The 15,868-nt window shown below is 30.8% G+C and carries 22 protein-coding genes; 2 read left to right on the forward strand and 20 right to left on the reverse strand.

From position 1 onward, the window contains the following. Nucleotides 1-146: 146 nt before the first annotated feature. Nucleotides 147-1,298 (reverse strand): D-alanyl-D-alanine carboxypeptidase family protein, encoded by a 1,152-nt coding sequence (locus tag B8965_RS10605; RefSeq protein ID WP_084054279.1) that lies wholly within the window; start codon nt 1,296-1,298, stop codon nt 147-149. Between the two features lie 107 nt (nt 1,299-1,405). Between B8965_RS10605 and B8965_RS12485 the strand changes: the two genes are divergently transcribed. Further along, nucleotides 1,406-1,558, forward strand: coding sequence for a hypothetical protein (locus tag B8965_RS12485; RefSeq protein WP_159446336.1), 153 nt, complete (start codon nt 1,406-1,408; stop codon nt 1,556-1,558). 31 nt (nt 1,559-1,589) lie between these two features. Here B8965_RS12485 and B8965_RS10610 read toward each other — a convergent pair whose 3' ends face one another. Both B8965_RS10610 and B8965_RS10615 read right to left on the reverse strand, forming a co-directional pair. Continuing rightward, complete coding sequence (locus tag B8965_RS10610) at nt 1,590-2,390, reverse strand: purine-nucleoside phosphorylase (protein WP_084054157.1); 801 nt, start codon at nt 2,388-2,390, stop codon at nt 1,590-1,592. A gap of 25 nt (nt 2,391-2,415) precedes the next feature. Continuing rightward, a complete protein-coding gene (locus tag B8965_RS10615; RefSeq protein ID WP_084054158.1) occupies nt 2,416-3,588 on the reverse strand; it encodes a phosphopentomutase in 1,173 nt (390 codons plus the stop codon). Nucleotides 3,589-3,742: 154 nt separating this feature from the next. Here B8965_RS10615 and B8965_RS10620 point away from each other — a divergent pair, with 154 nt between their 5' ends. Next, on the forward strand, nt 3,743-4,000 hold the full coding sequence (locus B8965_RS10620; protein WP_084054159.1) for a 4Fe-4S dicluster domain-containing protein: 258 nt from the start codon (nt 3,743-3,745) through the stop codon (nt 3,998-4,000). Between the two features lie 133 nt (nt 4,001-4,133). On the opposite strand, the gene spoIIM is transcribed toward B8965_RS10620, so the two are convergent. The 17 genes from spoIIM to B8965_RS10695 form a co-directional block, all read right to left on the reverse strand. Then, nucleotides 4,134-4,748, reverse strand: a complete 615-nt coding sequence (gene spoIIM, locus B8965_RS10625; protein WP_084054160.1) for a stage II sporulation protein M — start codon at nt 4,746-4,748, stop codon at nt 4,134-4,136. Nucleotides 4,749-4,819: 71 nt separating this feature from the next. After that, nucleotides 4,820-5,497 carry a hypothetical protein gene (locus B8965_RS10630; protein ID WP_084054161.1) on the reverse strand — a complete coding sequence of 226 codons (678 nt, stop codon included), beginning with the start codon at nt 5,495-5,497 and terminating at the stop codon, nt 4,820-4,822. A 20-nt stretch (nt 5,498-5,517) separates the two neighbouring features. Further along, nucleotides 5,518-6,051, reverse strand: a complete 534-nt coding sequence (locus B8965_RS10635) for an NUDIX hydrolase (protein WP_084054162.1) — start codon at nt 6,049-6,051, stop codon at nt 5,518-5,520. Between the two features lie 31 nt (nt 6,052-6,082). Continuing rightward, complete coding sequence (locus B8965_RS10640) at nt 6,083-7,156, reverse strand: DUF3866 family protein (RefSeq protein ID WP_084054163.1); 1,074 nt, start codon at nt 7,154-7,156, stop codon at nt 6,083-6,085. Between the two features lie 164 nt (nt 7,157-7,320). Beyond that, nucleotides 7,321-8,772, reverse strand: coding sequence for a DEAD/DEAH box helicase (locus B8965_RS10645; protein WP_084054164.1), 1,452 nt, complete (start codon nt 8,770-8,772; stop codon nt 7,321-7,323). Further along, nucleotides 8,762-9,403 (reverse strand): peptidylprolyl isomerase, encoded by a 642-nt coding sequence (locus B8965_RS10650; RefSeq protein WP_084054165.1) that lies wholly within the window; start codon nt 9,401-9,403, stop codon nt 8,762-8,764. Before B8965_RS10650 ends, B8965_RS10645 begins: the two co-directional genes overlap by 11 nt. Nucleotides 9,404-9,495: 92 nt before the next feature. Next, a complete protein-coding gene (locus B8965_RS10655; protein WP_159446337.1) occupies nt 9,496-10,509 on the reverse strand; it encodes a nucleoid-associated protein in 1,014 nt (337 codons plus the stop codon). Between the two features lie 85 nt (nt 10,510-10,594). Beyond that, nucleotides 10,595-10,981, reverse strand: a complete 387-nt coding sequence (locus B8965_RS10660) for a hypothetical protein (protein WP_084054167.1) — start codon at nt 10,979-10,981, stop codon at nt 10,595-10,597. Between the two features lie 178 nt (nt 10,982-11,159). After that, complete coding sequence (locus B8965_RS13020) at nt 11,160-11,234, reverse strand: hypothetical protein (protein ID WP_341451827.1); 75 nt, start codon at nt 11,232-11,234, stop codon at nt 11,160-11,162. 206 nt (nt 11,235-11,440) lie between these two features. Continuing rightward, nucleotides 11,441-12,757, reverse strand: a complete 1,317-nt coding sequence (locus tag B8965_RS10665; RefSeq protein WP_084054168.1) for a cyclic 2,3-diphosphoglycerate synthase — start codon at nt 12,755-12,757, stop codon at nt 11,441-11,443. Nucleotides 12,758-12,851: 94 nt separating this feature from the next. Further along, nucleotides 12,852-13,115 (reverse strand): sigma-70 family RNA polymerase sigma factor, encoded by a 264-nt coding sequence (locus B8965_RS10670; protein WP_341451828.1) that lies wholly within the window; start codon nt 13,113-13,115, stop codon nt 12,852-12,854. A 395-nt stretch (nt 13,116-13,510) separates the two neighbouring features. Next, nucleotides 13,511-13,768 carry a phage holin family protein gene (locus tag B8965_RS10675; RefSeq protein WP_200805911.1) on the reverse strand — a complete coding sequence of 86 codons (258 nt, stop codon included), beginning with the start codon at nt 13,766-13,768 and terminating at the stop codon, nt 13,511-13,513. Then, nucleotides 13,769-14,362: a peptidoglycan recognition protein family protein gene (locus tag B8965_RS10680; RefSeq protein WP_159446338.1), complete on the reverse strand. Its 594-nt coding sequence runs from the start codon at nt 14,360-14,362 to the stop codon at nt 13,769-13,771. 12 nt (nt 14,363-14,374) lie between these two features. After that, nucleotides 14,375-14,686, reverse strand: coding sequence for a hemolysin XhlA family protein (locus B8965_RS10685; RefSeq protein ID WP_084054171.1), 312 nt, complete (start codon nt 14,684-14,686; stop codon nt 14,375-14,377). Nucleotides 14,687-14,754: 68 nt separating this feature from the next. Further along, on the reverse strand, nt 14,755-15,216 hold the full coding sequence (locus tag B8965_RS10690) for a hypothetical protein (protein WP_084054172.1): 462 nt from the start codon (nt 15,214-15,216) through the stop codon (nt 14,755-14,757). Nucleotides 15,217-15,391: 175 nt separating this feature from the next. Continuing rightward, on the reverse strand, nt 15,392-15,565 hold the full coding sequence (locus tag B8965_RS12820) for a hypothetical protein (RefSeq protein WP_242941980.1): 174 nt from the start codon (nt 15,563-15,565) through the stop codon (nt 15,392-15,394). A 2-nt stretch (nt 15,566-15,567) separates the two neighbouring features. Beyond that, the gene (locus B8965_RS10695) at nt 15,568-15,864 is read right to left on the reverse strand and encodes a hypothetical protein (protein ID WP_084054173.1); all 297 of its coding nucleotides are present in this window, start codon (nt 15,862-15,864) and stop codon (nt 15,568-15,570) included. Nucleotides 15,865-15,868 lie beyond the last annotated feature (4 nt).

Consider the following 15,868-nt stretch of genomic DNA (forward strand, 5'->3'; position numbering starts at 1 on the left):
AATCTTTTTTTATTTTAACTTTATATTTTAAAATTAACTTTTTAAACAATAAAAAAAGGTTGGGCTTTTAAAAGGTCTTCCTTAAATCCTTTTAAAATATCACAACCTTTTTTATATTTTTATAATGACTTTAACTTTACTTATAATTAGTCAAAATCATATAATTCCGTGTATACTTTATTGAATTGACGCCAAATAGTTCCACGCTTTACATTTTCCTTTGCTACTAAATCATATTCACATATGCGCGTATTACTTTTTAGTATGGTAACTGTTCCAACCTTATCGCCTTTCTTGACTGGAGCTTTAATACTTGACATTAATTTTATTTCTTTTGTAATATTTTTGTCCTTACCTTTTGCAATTATTGTTCCAACATTATCTTTTGTAACTGCGGTAACAAAATCTTGTTCACCTTTATCAACATTAATTTGACCTACTTCTTGCCCTTTTTTCATGAATTCTTGATACTTGTATCCAGCAAAACCATAATTAAAGAGAGTCATGGCGTCTCTAAAATTACCTCTCCGTTCTTGTGCTCCTAATACAACAGAAATTAGACGTAAAGAATCTCTCTTTGCAGTTGAAGCTAAACAAAAACCTGATTCTTCACCAATCCATCCAGTTTTAAATCCATCCGCACCTTTATACCACCATAAGAGTTTATTGGTACTATCAAGTTGGAACGGTTTTTCGGTATTTTCACGTAATTTATAATGTTTAATTGATGTTAATTGTAATAATTCTTTATGTTTTAAACCTTCCTTTGCTATCATGGCCATGTCATATGCACTCGTATAGTGTCCTTCTGCTTTTAATCCATTAGTATTTTGAAATTGTGTATGTTTTAATCCTAATTCTTTTGCTTTTTCATTCATTGCTTTAATAAAAGATTCTTCACTACCATATAAATGTTCAGCAACAGCTACGCAAGAATCATTAGCAGATCCAACAGCAATAGAAATCAATAACTCTTTTAGTTTCATTTCTTCACCTGGTTCTAAATAGATTTGAGAACCACCATACTGTGAAGCATGTTCACTTGCTACCACCACATCCTCAAAATTACCTCTACCATCCTTAATTGCTTCAATAGCAACTAATAAGGTCATTAATTTAGTTACACTTGCTGGTGCTCTTTCAACATGAGGGTCCTTTTCATATAGAATTTTACCTGATTCAGCATCAATTAATATTACTGAAGGTGATTCTAATTTTAAATCATTTGCAAAAGTAGCTTGGGGTACTAATGTGAATAACAAAAGTAATAGTGTCATTATTGAGATACTTCTTTTCATGTTCACAAAACTTCCTCCTTAAATATTTCTTTTATTTTATTATTTCCAAAAAAGATTTAGGTATGCTTTATCTTTGAAGGTAAATAATATAAAAAGGAGGTGTTTTCATGACTTTATATATAGCAGTTTCATTATTACTATTTCTTGGAGGATTAACTTTATTTGTAATTGGCTCAAAAGTAATTTATCCTCTCTATTTAATGTTTATAGAACAAAAAGTAATTAGTAATCCTACAAAATTCCTCAAAAAGGTCAAATAAAAACTCCCTATTATTTAGGGATTTTTTATTATTAAATAGCTGAAATTATTTTTAAAACAAGTTTTCTTAAATCATGTTTAACATTTTCAGCTGTTGCAATAACTTCATTATGATCTAATTTTTTATCTAAAACTCCTGCTGCCATATTTGTTATACAAGAAATACCCAAAACTTCCATACTACCATGATTAGCAACAATAGTTTCAGGAACTGTTGACATCCCCACCGCATCGGCACCTATCACTCGTAAATATTTTATTTCTGCAGGAGTTTCATAGCTAGGTCCTGTTACCCCTGAATAAACGCCTTCTTCTACATGTATGCTTAATTCTTTAGCCATATCTTTAGCTATCGCCCTGAAATTAGGATTATAAGCATAACTCATGTCTGGAAATCTAACTCCAAATTCATTTTTATTTGTCCCTATTAAAGGATTAGTACCCATTAAGTTGATATGGTCTTTTATAATCATAATTGTTCCAGGTTTATAGCTGGTATTAATTCCACCTGCTGCATTAGTAACTAAAAGTTTCTTTACGCCTAATAATTGCATAACTCTAATAGGAAATGTTACTTGCTCCATATTATACCCTTCATAGTAATGAAATCTACCTTGCATTGCAATTACGGAAGTTCCTGACAGCATGCCTACAACTAATCTTCCTTCATGACCTTCAACGGTTGATACAGGAAAATTAGGTATTTCATTATAGGGAATATAAATTGGATTTTCTATTTCTTCAGCTAAAAAGCCTAATCCAGAACCTAAGATTAATCCTAATTCTGGTTTAATATTTATTTTTTCAGTTAGATATTTAATTGTTTTTTCCATATACTTTACCTCTCTTTAAAATTAATTAATTCTTTTTAATTTCATTCCACATACTTGTACCATAACCTTCATATTTAACATTAAAATATTCTGCTAAAGTTGCACCTAAATCTCCAAAGCTTGATCTAGTTCCTATATTTAAGTTTTTTTGTACTGAATTACCCATTATAAGTAGTGGTACATATTCTCTATTATGATCAGTGCCTGGTGTTGTAGGATCATTGCCATGATCAGCAACAAGAATTAAAATAGTATTTTCATCTAATATTTCCCAAAGCTCAGGTAATCTTTTATCAAAACCTTCCAATGCTTTAGCATAACCTACAGCATCATTTCTATGACCATATAAAGAGTCAAAATCAACTAAATTAGTGAAAACTAAACCTTCTTGTAAGTTTTCATAGGCAGAAATAGTTTTGTCGACACCTTCCATATTGTTTTTAGTTGGATAACTTTTACTTATACCTTCTCCTGCAAATATATCATAAATTTTCCCCACACTAATTACTTCTTTATTATTTTCTATAAGTGTATCAAGTAAGGTCTTTTTAGGTGGCTTTAAGGAATAATCATGACGATTTGCTGTTCTAACAAAATTTCCAGGAAGTCCTCTAAAAGGTCTCGCAATTACCCTTCCTACCTTAAACTTACCATCTAAAAGCTTTCGTGCACTTTTACACATATTATATAATTCTTCAATTGGTATTATGTCCTCGTGTGCTGCTATTTGAAAAACACTATCTGCTGAAGTATATATTATAGGGAATCCTGTTTCCATATGTTCTTTACCAAGTCTTTCTATGATTTCAGTACCAGAAGCTACTTCATTGCCTATAATATCTCTACCGATTAATTGTTTAAATTCTGAAATTAATTCATCGGGAAACCCATTTGGAAATGTAGGCATTGCTTCTTCAGTTATAATGCCCATTAACTCCCAATGACCTGCAGTAGTATCTTTTCCTTTAGATAATTCTGCTAATTTACCGTAGCTACCGAGTGTATTAATTTGAGGTACTACTCCTGTTACTTCCGTTAAATTACCTAAACCCATTTTTTCTAAATTAGGCAAATTTAATCCTCTAACATGATCAGATATATTTTTTAAAGTATTACAATTATCATCTCCATATAGATGAGCATCAGGCAATTGACCTATCCCTAAACTGTCTAAAACTATTATAATTGCTTTTTTCATTAGTAACCTCCCCTATCTTAAGTAGGATATATTATAAATATTAAAATATACAGTTTTATTAAGTTATTCAATAATTGATTAAAAACTTCCTGCATTATTAGCTAAGTATTGGTTATATTAACTAATAAAGTATTGATTTTGGAAGGATGATAATATGTTAGCAAAAAAATGGAAAAGTGAAGGTTATGATAACGAAAAAGGTAATTTTACAATATTTTATGATTTGTGTAAGGGTTGTGGTTTATGTATAGAAAAATGTCCCACAAGTTGCATATCTTGGTCTAAGTCTTTAGGTTTCATGGGTACACCTTCAGTAATTCCAAATATGGAAAAATGTATTGTATGTGGTACTTGTGAATTAGTATGTCCTGAACCAGCAATAGTAATATCTCGAAAGCAAATTAAAAAATAAATAAAATACTAGAGTAAGAATTTAATTAAGCTATATTAATAATGAAAACGCACCCTCTAGCTAGACTTGAACTTTCTACTCGTCTATTCTATAGGGTGCATAGTTATTTATTATTAATTAGAACTTTATTATTTTATTTCAGCATATTTGATGTTAAAGGTATTACATATCCTTCTATTATGCCGGCTCCAATCATAATCACAGCTATACTTAGCATAATTACTGTATACCTTATAAAATAAGCAATTAATGAATAAGCATTATTTTTATTTCCTTTAACGAGATAGACACAAAAATTAACTGCAAGTATACCAGCTATTATTAAGGCGGGTATATTGATAATGTTTTGTGGTAAAACTGTTAATAATATCAGCATCAGACCCTCAAGAGCTTTATTTTTAATTAAAAACCCAACTGTAAATCCTAATATAAAACCTCTCGTAAAAATAATTATTAATATTAGTGGTAATCCAATAACAGTTAGCCCAAGAAACCAAACTTTTGCTAATGTTTGAAGATTTCTTAAGATTGCATATTTAATAGTTACCTGCGAATTATAATTATCATCTATATTTTTAATTCCATTATCCATAAAACTTTGCAAGTTAGTTATCTGGCTATCACTAAGGACATTTACCCCCATCGAACCGAAAAATATCCCCATAACAAAGAAGAAAAAGACTAAAATAATTATTATATAATTATTTCTAAAATATTTTTTAAAATCTAGCTTGACCAATCTCTTCATAATTTCCTCCTCTTTTGAAATCCTTTACATATAATATATATGCATAAAAAGAGGGTAATTATGACTAAATTTTATAAAGAAAGATATCCTTTGTTTATTATAATTTGATAGATATGACCAGCTGCTAAAATATCCTCATACGAATTACTACTTGCCGCAACTACTGCAATAGACTTGCCTTTAGCTAAATCAATTGCTCTTTGTGCGCAAATTAAGGCAGGATCATTTCCTTTATACAGAGTTGTTCTTGCCACGGTCCCAGTAGTGATAGAAGTGCTATATTGAAAAGCTGCATCATATGCCACTCCTCCTGTATCACTAACACATATCACAACCTTGTTGTCAAAGTCTGTGATTTTAGCTATTTCCGCTCCCAAATTAGGAATAATATCAGCAATTTTGGCTTTGCTTCTTTTAATACCCCTTATGACCTTTTGGCATTTCTTTTCTCTTTCTTCATAACTTCCATAACGTGGTTCGGAAATTAAAATTACTTCTGTATTATGTTCAAGAGCTTTTTGCCCGGCTAAATAACCAATTTGTTCAGGGTTTACCTTTACAGGTGCTCTAGTTAAATCAGGACTAGCCCCATATGCAAAAATAGCACCTTTTTCTAAAGCTATTTCAACTGATGTTGACATGTCGATTACGTCCACTATCATTACGAGATATCCTCTTTGTGAATAGAGGGCAGCGCCTGATGCATTAGCGGTCACGACAATCTCTTTGGTATTTTGTAAATTATTCATTTTCATACCCCGATATAATTTTATAGTTTTACTTTTAATAAAAGAAACTGTAGGGCAACTTGTGTTTTTATGTCTCTAATTTGACCTTTTTGCATAATTTCTTTTACTTCGTCAATTGATAAATTATAACTTTCTAAGATTTCATCTTCATCTAAGTTCATACTTCCCTTCGATAATTCTTTCGCAAAATAAATATGAATAAGTTCATTACAATAACCTGGAGAAGCATAAAAATCTCCAATTTTCTCCCAATGCTCCGCTATATATCCGGTTTCCTCTTGTAATTCTCGTTTAGCACAATCTAAAGGATCTTCATCTTTTTCAAGTTTCCCTGCGGGAACTTCCCATAAAGTTTCTTCAGTAGCTTTTCTATATTGTTTAACTAAGATTACCTTATTCTCATTGGTTAATGTTAAGATACATACAGCTCCTGGATGTTCAACTATTTCTCTAAAAGCATCTTTACCATTAGATAATTTGACTTTAAGTTTTTTTACAGTTATTATTTTCCCTTTAAAAATTAATTCTTCTTGTACCGTTTTTTCAGTTAACATGTCTCATTCTCCTTACATCATTAAATAGTCATTATTTTAACTTTGCCGTATATGTACCTGCAGCACAACAGGTTTCAAAAAAAGTTCTAGCTTGAGATAAGTCTTGACCCATAGTTTTAACATTAATGTTATGTTTTTCTAAATATTTAAGACCTAATTTCCCATCTTCATAAATAATAGAATGTTTATCAAAAATTTCATGACATTTAAGTTGATCATTAACATAATTAGCCTTATCCTTATTATCTATTTTAGGAATGACAACAGTAGTTTTTGCTAAGGCTATTTTATTTAAAACTGTTAATACGTGATGACTAACCCCTATATGCCTCTTTCTAGATTCATTAAAGTTTATACGTGGTATAAGAATAGGATTGCCTTCTAAGCTATGTACTGCATTAATAATTTGTCCTACCTCTAGCGCAGTAGTTCCTAATGATGTACCGGTACCTACTACACCTGGTCCCATTATAACTATTATAATATCTGCCTTTAAAACTTCATAAGCAGCCGCAAGACCCGAATATATGTTTATAGCCTCTAGCTGACCTCCATATGAATTACCAGTTGTTACAGTGCCATTTAACCACTTTAACTTATTAAGAAATGCAACTGTATGACTAAATGCCATTGGAAGTGCTCCACCGTCAGTCATTATATATGATATTTTTAAATTTGGATTTAATGCTTTAATTCCTGCTATGGTAGGTATAAGCATGCTGTGTAAGAAACCAATAAGTACAGGTGCTTTATTTAAACTTTGAAAATTTTTGATTTCATTATGGTAAGGGCTATCTTCTTCTTCTACACTTAAGACTTTTATTTGTTCAGGTGTATATCTTAATTTCATAATATGTCCCTTTGTAACAGTATCACAATTAGGATTTGATAATTTGCCCATTATAAAATGATAACCACCTGTACCTAAATTTAAAGTAAAGGCCGTAGTATTTACCAAAACCTCTTCATTATTAACTAGCTTACCTATCATTTTAGGAAAACTAATAGCTTTATATTTAGCATTGTTAATATTAATTAAAACAATTTGTAATTCAGGACTTTCTTTTAATATTTCTACTACCAATCCTAATCTTATTCTAATCATATCTTCTCCATAATAAAGAATTTCAAAGCACTATTACAATATTATCCCATTTAAGAGATAAAATATACAAGACAAAAGTTTACATAACCTGGTTTAATAACTATTGACCACATAAAAAAACCTCAAACTTATTAATTTGAGGGACATATATTATAATTATATTTTTATTTAATATCCTTACTAACTTTACGAATTCTACCTTTAATAGGTTTATTTTGTAACTCCTTGAAAACAAGTTCACCTTTATTATTTAGTATTTCTACAAAGGTGGATATATCCAGTATACTTATAATTCCTATATCAGAAGCAGTCACACCCTGTATACTACAAAGAGTACCTACAATATCCACTGGCCTCATTTTGGTTTTCTTCCCTGCATTAATATGTAATTTCAAAATCCCTTTGTTAAGCTGTGCCCCTTTTATTTCTTTAATTTCTGGTGTAGTATTTATTTTGTCAATAAATTCCTGTTTGGAATTATGCACAGCTTCTTTAGCTGGTCTTTTTTTAAACATAATTTCTTTGCCTATATATTGTTGTATATCTTTTAAAAATTTACCTTCATCTGGTGTTACAAAAGTAATTGCTCTACCCTCTTTATCAATTCGTCCAGTTCTTCCTATCCTATGTACATAACTTTCTTTATCTTGTGGTATATCATAATTAATTACAAGTGAAATATTATCTATGTCTATACCCCTAGCTGCAACATCCGTTGCTACCAAATATCTAAAATATCCTTGTTTGAAATCATTCATTACTTTTATTCTATCCTGTTGTTCCATTCCACCATGAATTTTCTTACAAGTATACTCGAGACTTGCCAATTCTGACGAAACCTCATCCACCTTTTGCTTAGTATTACAAAATATTATACAGCTATCTGGATTTTCTAATATTGTTATATCTCGTAAAAGTTTTATCTTATCTTTTTGTTCTATAGTATATCTTTCTTGATATATTCTATCTGACACTGAAACTTGTTCTTCTATTTCTATATAAAGAGGATCTTGCATATATTTATTACATAAAACCTCTATATCCCTTGGCATGGTAGCTGAGAGTAACATCGACACACGTTCCTTAGATAAACTGCTTATTATGGTTTCTAATTGTTCTATAAATCCCATATTAAGCATTTCATCAGCTTCATCAATGACAAGGTATTTAATTTTTGATGTATCTAAAGTCCCTCTTTCAATATGGTCTAGAATACGACCAGGGGTACCAACTACTACATGTGTTTTTTGTTTAAGTTCTTTTTCCTGAAGATAAAAAGGCGACTTTCCATAAACTGCTGGAACTTTAAGTCTTTTAAATCTACCTATATTAAATATATCCTCTTTAACCTGGATAGCAAGTTCTCTTGTTGGTTCAAGTACTAATGCTTGAGGTCTATTTTCATCCCAGTCTACTAATTCACAAATAGGAATTGCAAAGGCTGCTGTCTTTCCACTTCCTGTTTGAGATTTTACTATTACGTCCTTCTCTTCTAAAACAGCTGGAATAACCTGTTCTTGAACTTTAGTAGGGTTATTAAAATTCAACATACCAATTGATTTTAGTAGATCACTACTTAGTCTATATTCGTTAAAACACGAATTACTATTTTTCATCCTCTACCACCATTACTTTCTCAATTACTACATCTTCCACGGGTACGGAGACTTCACCTGAATAACTACTTTTTTTTACAGGCAAACCTGCAAGTTTATCAAGAGTTTCTTCACCTTCAATTAATTTGCCAAAAGCCGCATATTCACCATCTAGAGAATTTACATCTCCATGCATTATAAAAAACTGACTACTTGCTGAGTTCATATCATTACTACGAGCCATCGAAATGACCCCTTTTGTATGCTTAAGGTTATTTTCTTTAAAGCCATTTTTGCTAAATTCACCTTTAATATTCTTTTCAGAACCACCCGTACCATCACCCTTAGGGTCACCACCTTGAATCATGAAATCCTTGATAATTCTATGAAATTTCAATCCATCATAAAATCCAGACTTAGAAAGGGTTACAAAATTCTCTACAGTTACAGGAGCAATTTCTGGATATAATTCAAATATCATTTTCCCACCATCCTTCATCACTATCTCTACCTTAGGATGATAAGATTCACTATTTATCCCCGCATTTGGATTTTCACTAGTATCTTCATTATTGCACCCAGTAACTAGTAACATCATTCCTAATATGGCCATCATTACTACAAGAAATCTTTTGTTACAAATTTTTAACATATTTACTCTCCTTTAATTCTGGTTATTTGTTAATTCTGCATTTCTTTATATTACCATTGTTTTTAAAATATCTCCTAGTTTTGTGTTAAGTATCATTTAAGTTGCCTAATATTTTTTATAACAATGGAAATAGTTCCATCTTCATTATTAATAAATTCAATTTTATCTTTATTATCGAATTCAGATACAAGGAGGTTTATTTCTATCCCTGTATCCGTAATAATCTTTTGTTTTTTGTATAAGTTTTTCTGCTGGTCAATATTTACAGCAATTTTTTTATCTAAAATTCCTTTTTGCTCAACTTGAGCAATATACTCTTCTTTTACTTGCGGGATGTTACCAAATACAGTATCCGCTATTTCTTTGATATCAACTTCACTACCATCCTCAATATTTTCACTTACAACTCGTTTAAATTGAACAATTTTATCTATATTACCGCTATCATAGTATTTTGTGGTCATTTCCTGAGCAGTTTTCTCTAATATTTTTACCTTTTCTTTACCTGATAAATCACTATTACATTTTAAAATATTTTTAGAAATATAAAATTCTTTATATCCATCTATCTCAAATTTCTTTTCAATTAAATGAATATCGTAAGTTTCCAGATTAATAATAGCACATTCTTCTATTTTCTGATTTTCATTGGGTAAAGTAGTTTTTTGTTTGATAATTGAATTTAATGTACCAGTCTCTAAATTCTTTACTTGATGAATGTAAGATTCTTTATAATTTAATTTCAGAAACGCTAAAAACTTCACATCATCCATTTCAAATAAACAACAAATAAGATCTCCATTAGGAATGTCTACATATATTTTTAGTTGTTCATAAAACTTAGTTGCCAAATCTTTTGTTAATAAAACAAAATCAAGATTATTTTCGCTTATTGCTTGGCAATACTTCCTAATATTATTTTCAGTACTAATAAATTTTGCTTCTTTCAATAAAGGATTTTTTAATACTTTTATAATATGTTTTAAGATGAATTCATCAATTTCTGGTGGTAGTTCTAATACAATTTCAGAGAGTACAGGTACACCTAAATCTTTATCTAAAATATGTACAATTAATTTATCTAATATAATAGTATCAAAATTCATTTTACTTCCGCCCCCTACAGCAAATATAATTATAGTAACCATGAATATGCTTATGTTTATCTGGCCTTTCAGGGAAATAAAACTATTATTTTAATATATCATTCCATTTAACTAGTTCTTCTCTATTATTACTAACATCTTTAATTATAATAGGATTTGTAAATTTTTTAATTTTCTCTCTAACTATACTTGCCATTTTTAGAACATCCTTATTCTTCGAAGTTGATGTTCCACTAATTTGTTCATTTAAAGCTGTATCATTCATCACAATTACTATCTTGCGGTCCATATATTGTTCTAATTCTTTCAATACTTCTCTTAATGCAATTAGATTTACAATAGCTGGTTTCTTGTATTCCTTTAATATAGATTTTTTACACATAAGATTTTGATTATCATAGATACAATAACTAATCTCTATGTCCTCACCCTCATAATAACTTGGAATTGCTACTACATAAGCTGTAATCATTATAAACCTCCATAATTCTTCAAATTTCTAAAAGAAAATTAAAATTAATCCTCAGAATCTTGTTCTACATAAATCATTGTTCGACCAGTGTTGAGACTAGTAGTTTTAAAATATTTCTCAGTCATTTCATTATAACCTATGTCCTATATTACCTACCAACAGTATTTTTAGAAAGAGTCTAACTTGAGATGCACACCTGACGCAAATGATACTGAACTCTGACACCGCCAAGCATGCCTACAAAAGCACTCATAATAGCTACTGGTTTACCATACAAAGCAATACGTCTCCTCTTGACGACCAATCTAGTGCATTCTTCATCCCTAAGTAATTTCCTGAAGCTTATGTAATTATTTCCCAGGAAACAAACTATGTTTTATTTAGGATAATAATATTAAAGTTAAATAATACTAAGATAGCCAAGAATAATATTATCCTCGGCTACCTTGTTCTAATGGATTATGCTAAATGGTCTTTTAAGATATCTTCTAAATTCGGATCTCCTATTTCCTGTAATTTATATCCTACTCTTACTATCTTTTTATCTGTATCGATGATTCTAGTAATATCTATTGGCGTACCAGAAATTACTGTATCGCAGTCAATGGCATTTATCATTTCTTCTAATTCTTTTACTTGGATATCTCCATATCCCATTGCTGGCAGTATAATTTCTAGATGATTATATTTTTCATATGTTTCTTTTATGCTACCAATTGCATAAGGTTTTGCATCTACTATTTCCCCAGCAGCGTATTTTTTTGCTGCAATCATACCTGCACCATATTTCATGCCTCCATGAGTTAGTGTAGGTCCATCTTCTATTACTAAAACTCTTTTACCTTTTATCTCTTCACCGTAGTCAACAGATATTGGAGATGCCGCTTCAACGATTTTTGCATCTCTATTATATTTTGCAATATTTTCTCTTACAAGCTCTACGCCCTTCATATCAGCTGAGTCAATTTTATTGATAACTATTATATCGGCCATCTTCAAATTTGTTTCCCCAGGATGATATGTAATTTCTTGGCCAGGTCTTAAAGGATCTACTATGACGATATTTAAATCTGATTGATAAAATGGAAAGTCGTTATTTCCTCCATCCCAAAGAATTATATCGGCTTCTTTTTCTGCTTCTCTCAGGATTGTTTCATAGTCTACACCAGAGTAAACTACTATTCCATTATCAATATGTGGTTCGTACTCTTCTCTTTCTTCTATCGTACATTTATGCTTGTCTAAGTCTTCATATGATGCAAATCTTTGGCAAACTTGGATCTTTAAATCGCCATAAGGCATAGGGTGGCGAATTGCAACTACCTTTTTACCCATATTTTTAAGTATATCGGATACTCTTCTGGTTGTTTGACTTTTCCCTGCTCCTGTTCTCACAGCGCAAACTGATACAAGAGGTTTATTAGATTTAATACTTGTATTTTCAGGACCCATTAATCTAAAATCTGCTCCTGTGCTTAAAACTGTTGAAGCTTTATGCATAACGTCTTCGTGAGAAATATCGCTATATGCAAATATTACTTGTTTAACTTCATTGTCCTTTATTAGTTGTACTAAGTCATCTTCAGAGTAAATAGGAATGCCAGATGGATAAAGTCCTCCAGCTAACTCAGTTGGATATTCTCTACCGTCGATATTTGGTATTTGTGTAGCGGTAAATCCAACTACATTGTATTTTTCATTGTCTCTAAAGTATGTATTAAATACATGAAAATCTCTACCTGCAGCTCCCATTATAATTACGTTAATTTTTCCCATAAAAACACCCTCCTAGCTTTAAATAAAACAAAATCTCAATTTTATGTATTCATCGCTTATTATATCATAGTAGTTGTGTTTTTATGGGATTAAATCAAGCATCCATACTTTTTACTAATTTCTCAATAGCTTTTTTCTCTATTCTTGATACATATGAACGAGAAATACCTAACATTTTTGATATTTCACGCTGGGTTTTTTTAATTCCATTGATTAAGCCAAATCTAAGTTCTAAGACCTTTTTTTCTCTTTTATTTAATATTTTAATTTTTTCAAGTAAATTTTGATACTCAAATGATACTTCTACCATTCTAGAAACTACATCAGGGTCGGTTCCTAAGATATCGATTAAATTTATTTCATTGCCATCAACAGGTTATCTACCGTTTAATATAAATGATTTCCTATTATATATAGAAATAAAATCAATTGAAATAAGAATATTTATAATATTGTGTATATATGTAAGTATTTCCCAGGAAACAAGCCTTGTATCACATTAAGAAAAGCCGGGTTATGTGCTTGGGTTTTACCATATACTATAACTTTATATAACTATATTAAACATGTCCTTTATTTTCAACATTCACCATATTTTATAAAATTTTTGCCCTCCATATTTGCGTTGTAAGACCTTAGAATTAGGCACGCGAGGTGATAGCATGTCCGAAAAATGGGCATAAAAAAGACCTCAGGAGAAAATATCCCCTGAGGTTGAACTGGTAAATAATCCTTACTAGTTGCACTATATATTTATTCCCTATTATTAGTTTGCTTAACTACTTGGTGTCCAAGTACCGATATGCCAGCTATAATTATTCCTTGTGCAACTGAATTTACACTAAAACCTAACATGCCAACGGCTCCTGTAATACCTAAAATTATTACAACCCATACAATGGTCCAATCTTGTACCTTGGGTGTTCTTTTTAAAAAAGTTCCAACAATCCAAAGAGCAGGTATTAAAATATAAGCTTCCTTAATAATATAATTCATAAATTCTATTTCCATCTATCTCACCCCACTTATTCTATTCATCATTTCAAAAAACAACCAAAGAGGTGTGTTTTCATTTAATAGGTCCTTACCTTTCCAATCCTTAGAATTAGCAATTAATCCCTTCTTAGCTAAACTATCAATCGCTTTTTCACCAGTTTGTTGCTGCCAACTCTTTGCCACTTCTGACACCCCTGTATTATTAGAATGTGCTCTATTAATAACCTTGTCCATCGGAAACCTAGTGCCCGGGCAAGTTTTGTATCCAGCAAAATGATTATGAGTGTAAATGCTTAACTTTCCGTATCTGTTAAATATATCTTTCAACAATTTATCTAATGTATCTAACTGCTTTTGATTAGGCTCATATTTATCAAAATTACCCACTAGGCAAATACCTAAGCTAGTAAAATTACATCTCTGTTCTTTACAATGTGCTCCTGTGTCGTTTTCAGCTCTACCTTTATGTAAACTTCCATCTTGCTCTATAAGGTAATGATAACCAATATCACGCCAACCATTAGTCTGCATGTGATACCTTTTAATACTTTCAAAAGTCCCACCATCTGTAGCTGAATGGTGTAAAATAATCTTATCTGGTTTATTCAAAATAATCCCTCCCTATTTAATTAACCCGTTTTGCAGGGCATAAAAAAAGAAGGATACAATTCCTCCTAAAATCAGACCCATAAACCACATCATATTACTATTAAGTCTCCCTAACTGCTTGATTAAACCATCTAATCTTTCTTCTAAGCGACTAGAAAAAACCTCCATTCTATCTAATCGTTCGGAATGGTTGTTTAATCTTTGTGTATGTAAAGCTAAGCACTCATCTACTCGCCTGTGTTTTTCAGTACATATTTTTTCCATTTGCACCTCCAAAGTTTCAAGGGCACCTACTATTAGTAGACACCCTAGTTTTTTTTGCATAAAAATAACACCTTTTTAGGTGCTCTTAAAATTCCCCAAAAACTAGAAAGAGCCTACGGATTCAAAAGTTAAGCTTTGATTTCCCTGTACTCTTTTAAATATTTTTCAATTATGTTTATAATTTTGTTGAAATTATTTAATAACATATCATTCTGTCTTGGTTCAAGTTCTTCATTAAAATTAGCTTCAGCAATAATATTGTCCATCTCACGAACTGTATCAGCTAAATCTTGATGCAACAGGTAGAATTTCAAGAAAAAAATAGATCTAAATTCTCTAGTATAGGATTTGAGATTAAATTCAACATGTGGGCCAGTATATTCGCACATTATATGTTCGCCCTCTAGCCTTAAAATTTCACTATAAATCTTAAGACGCTCTATATTCTCAGCAGATTTCTCTCTTTCTATATCTCTATTTAGTTGTTTTTTAAGTACGTTGTTCTGTGTCATGTAGGTTGCAATACCACCAATCGCAACGCCTAGCAAAGGCAATGATGAATAAATTACTTGAGCCCATGTAAATTCCATTTAGACCCCTCCCCATTCATCATCTTTCGACAAAAGAGGAAGGAATCCTTTTAGGCCATAAAAAATACACCTTATCGGCGTTCTAGTTGTTACGCATTTTAGTCCGAATGCATAACTTTTAATGCTATCGTATCATCGTACTACTGCTGCTTAATCCACAATTGTTCTTGTATAACTAAGCTACTTTACTCCACTGATCTAACAATCCTGCTAAAGTACCTCTTTTTTCTAACTCAATTTCCACCTTTTCTCTAAGATTCAAAACAGTCGGCACTAATTTAATTCCTAAACTATTTTCTCTAGTTGCTCTTTCTCCCATTTCACATAAATCAGCGTATAATATTTCCATTTTTATAGTCCTCCTAGTAACTCTAATATTGTTTCAAATTGTTCTGCTTGACTTATCTTTATTTTTTCTATATCAGTAAGTTCTCGGGGTTGATTGTTTAAAGCATCTATATCCTCTTGCGACATATCTTCAATCCATCCTGTACCCGTCCATTTAGCTCTATAGAGCCCATTTGGTGGATCTATAGTAATAATGTTTTTTGTCAATCCTTCTGTAGGATTATCTTCTTCATCAAATTCAGTTACATTAATTGATTTTATATAACCATTTTCGTCTATTTCATAAACTTGTTTTTTCATTTCT

The sequence above is a fragment of the Desulfonispora thiosulfatigenes DSM 11270 genome (assembly GCF_900176035.1).
Taxonomy (GTDB): domain Bacteria; phylum Bacillota; class Peptococcia; order Peptococcales; family Desulfonisporaceae; genus Desulfonispora; species Desulfonispora thiosulfatigenes.

Bases quoted from the DNA above. Each gene is read 5' to 3' on its own strand.
- B8965_RS10645 (WP_084054164.1), bottom strand. From the start codon at position 8,772: ATGAAAAATAGTAATTCGTGTTTTAACGAATATAGACTAAGTAGTGAT.
- B8965_RS10660 (WP_084054167.1), bottom strand. From the start codon at position 10,981: ATGATTACAGCTTATGTAGTAGCAATTCCAAGTTATTATGAGGGTGAG.
- B8965_RS12820 (WP_242941980.1), bottom strand. From the start codon at position 15,565: ATGGAAATATTATACGCTGATTTATGTGAAATGGGAGAAAGAGCAACT.
- B8965_RS10650 (WP_084054165.1), bottom strand. From the start codon at position 9,403: ATGTTAAAAATTTGTAACAAAAGATTTCTTGTAGTAATGATGGCCATA.
- B8965_RS10690 (WP_084054172.1), bottom strand. From the start codon at position 15,216: ATGGAATTTACATGGGCTCAAGTAATTTATTCATCATTGCCTTTGCTA.
- B8965_RS10665 (WP_084054168.1), bottom strand. From the start codon at position 12,757: ATGGGAAAAATTAACGTAATTATAATGGGAGCTGCAGGTAGAGATTTT.
- B8965_RS10610 (WP_084054157.1), bottom strand. From the start codon at position 2,390: ATGGAAAAAACAATTAAATATCTAACTGAAAAAATAAATATTAAACCA.
- spoIIM (WP_084054160.1), bottom strand. From the start codon at position 4,748: ATGAAGAGATTGGTCAAGCTAGATTTTAAAAAATATTTTAGAAATAAT.
- B8965_RS10675 (WP_200805911.1), bottom strand. From the start codon at position 13,768: ATGGAAATAGAATTTATGAATTATATTATTAAGGAAGCTTATATTTTA.
- B8965_RS10685 (WP_084054171.1), bottom strand. From the start codon at position 14,686: ATGCAAAAAAAACTAGGGTGTCTACTAATAGTAGGTGCCCTTGAAACT.
- B8965_RS10655 (WP_159446337.1), bottom strand. From the start codon at position 10,509: ATGAATTTTGATACTATTATATTAGATAAATTAATTGTACATATTTTA.
- B8965_RS10630 (WP_084054161.1), bottom strand. From the start codon at position 5,497: ATGAATAATTTACAAAATACCAAAGAGATTGTCGTGACCGCTAATGCA.
- B8965_RS10620 (WP_084054159.1), top strand. From the start codon at position 3,743: ATGTTAGCAAAAAAATGGAAAAGTGAAGGTTATGATAACGAAAAAGGT.
- B8965_RS10615 (WP_084054158.1), bottom strand. From the start codon at position 3,588: ATGAAAAAAGCAATTATAATAGTTTTAGACAGTTTAGGGATAGGTCAA.
- B8965_RS10640 (WP_084054163.1), bottom strand. From the start codon at position 7,156: ATGATTAGAATAAGATTAGGATTGGTAGTAGAAATATTAAAAGAAAGT.
- B8965_RS10605 (WP_084054279.1), bottom strand. From the start codon at position 1,298: ATGAAAAGAAGTATCTCAATAATGACACTATTACTTTTGTTATTCACA.
- B8965_RS10695 (WP_084054173.1), bottom strand. From the start codon at position 15,864: ATGAAAAAACAAGTTTATGAAATAGACGAAAATGGTTATATAAAATCA.
- B8965_RS12485 (WP_159446336.1), top strand. From the start codon at position 1,406: ATGACTTTATATATAGCAGTTTCATTATTACTATTTCTTGGAGGATTA.
- B8965_RS10635 (WP_084054162.1), bottom strand. From the start codon at position 6,051: ATGTTAACTGAAAAAACGGTACAAGAAGAATTAATTTTTAAAGGGAAA.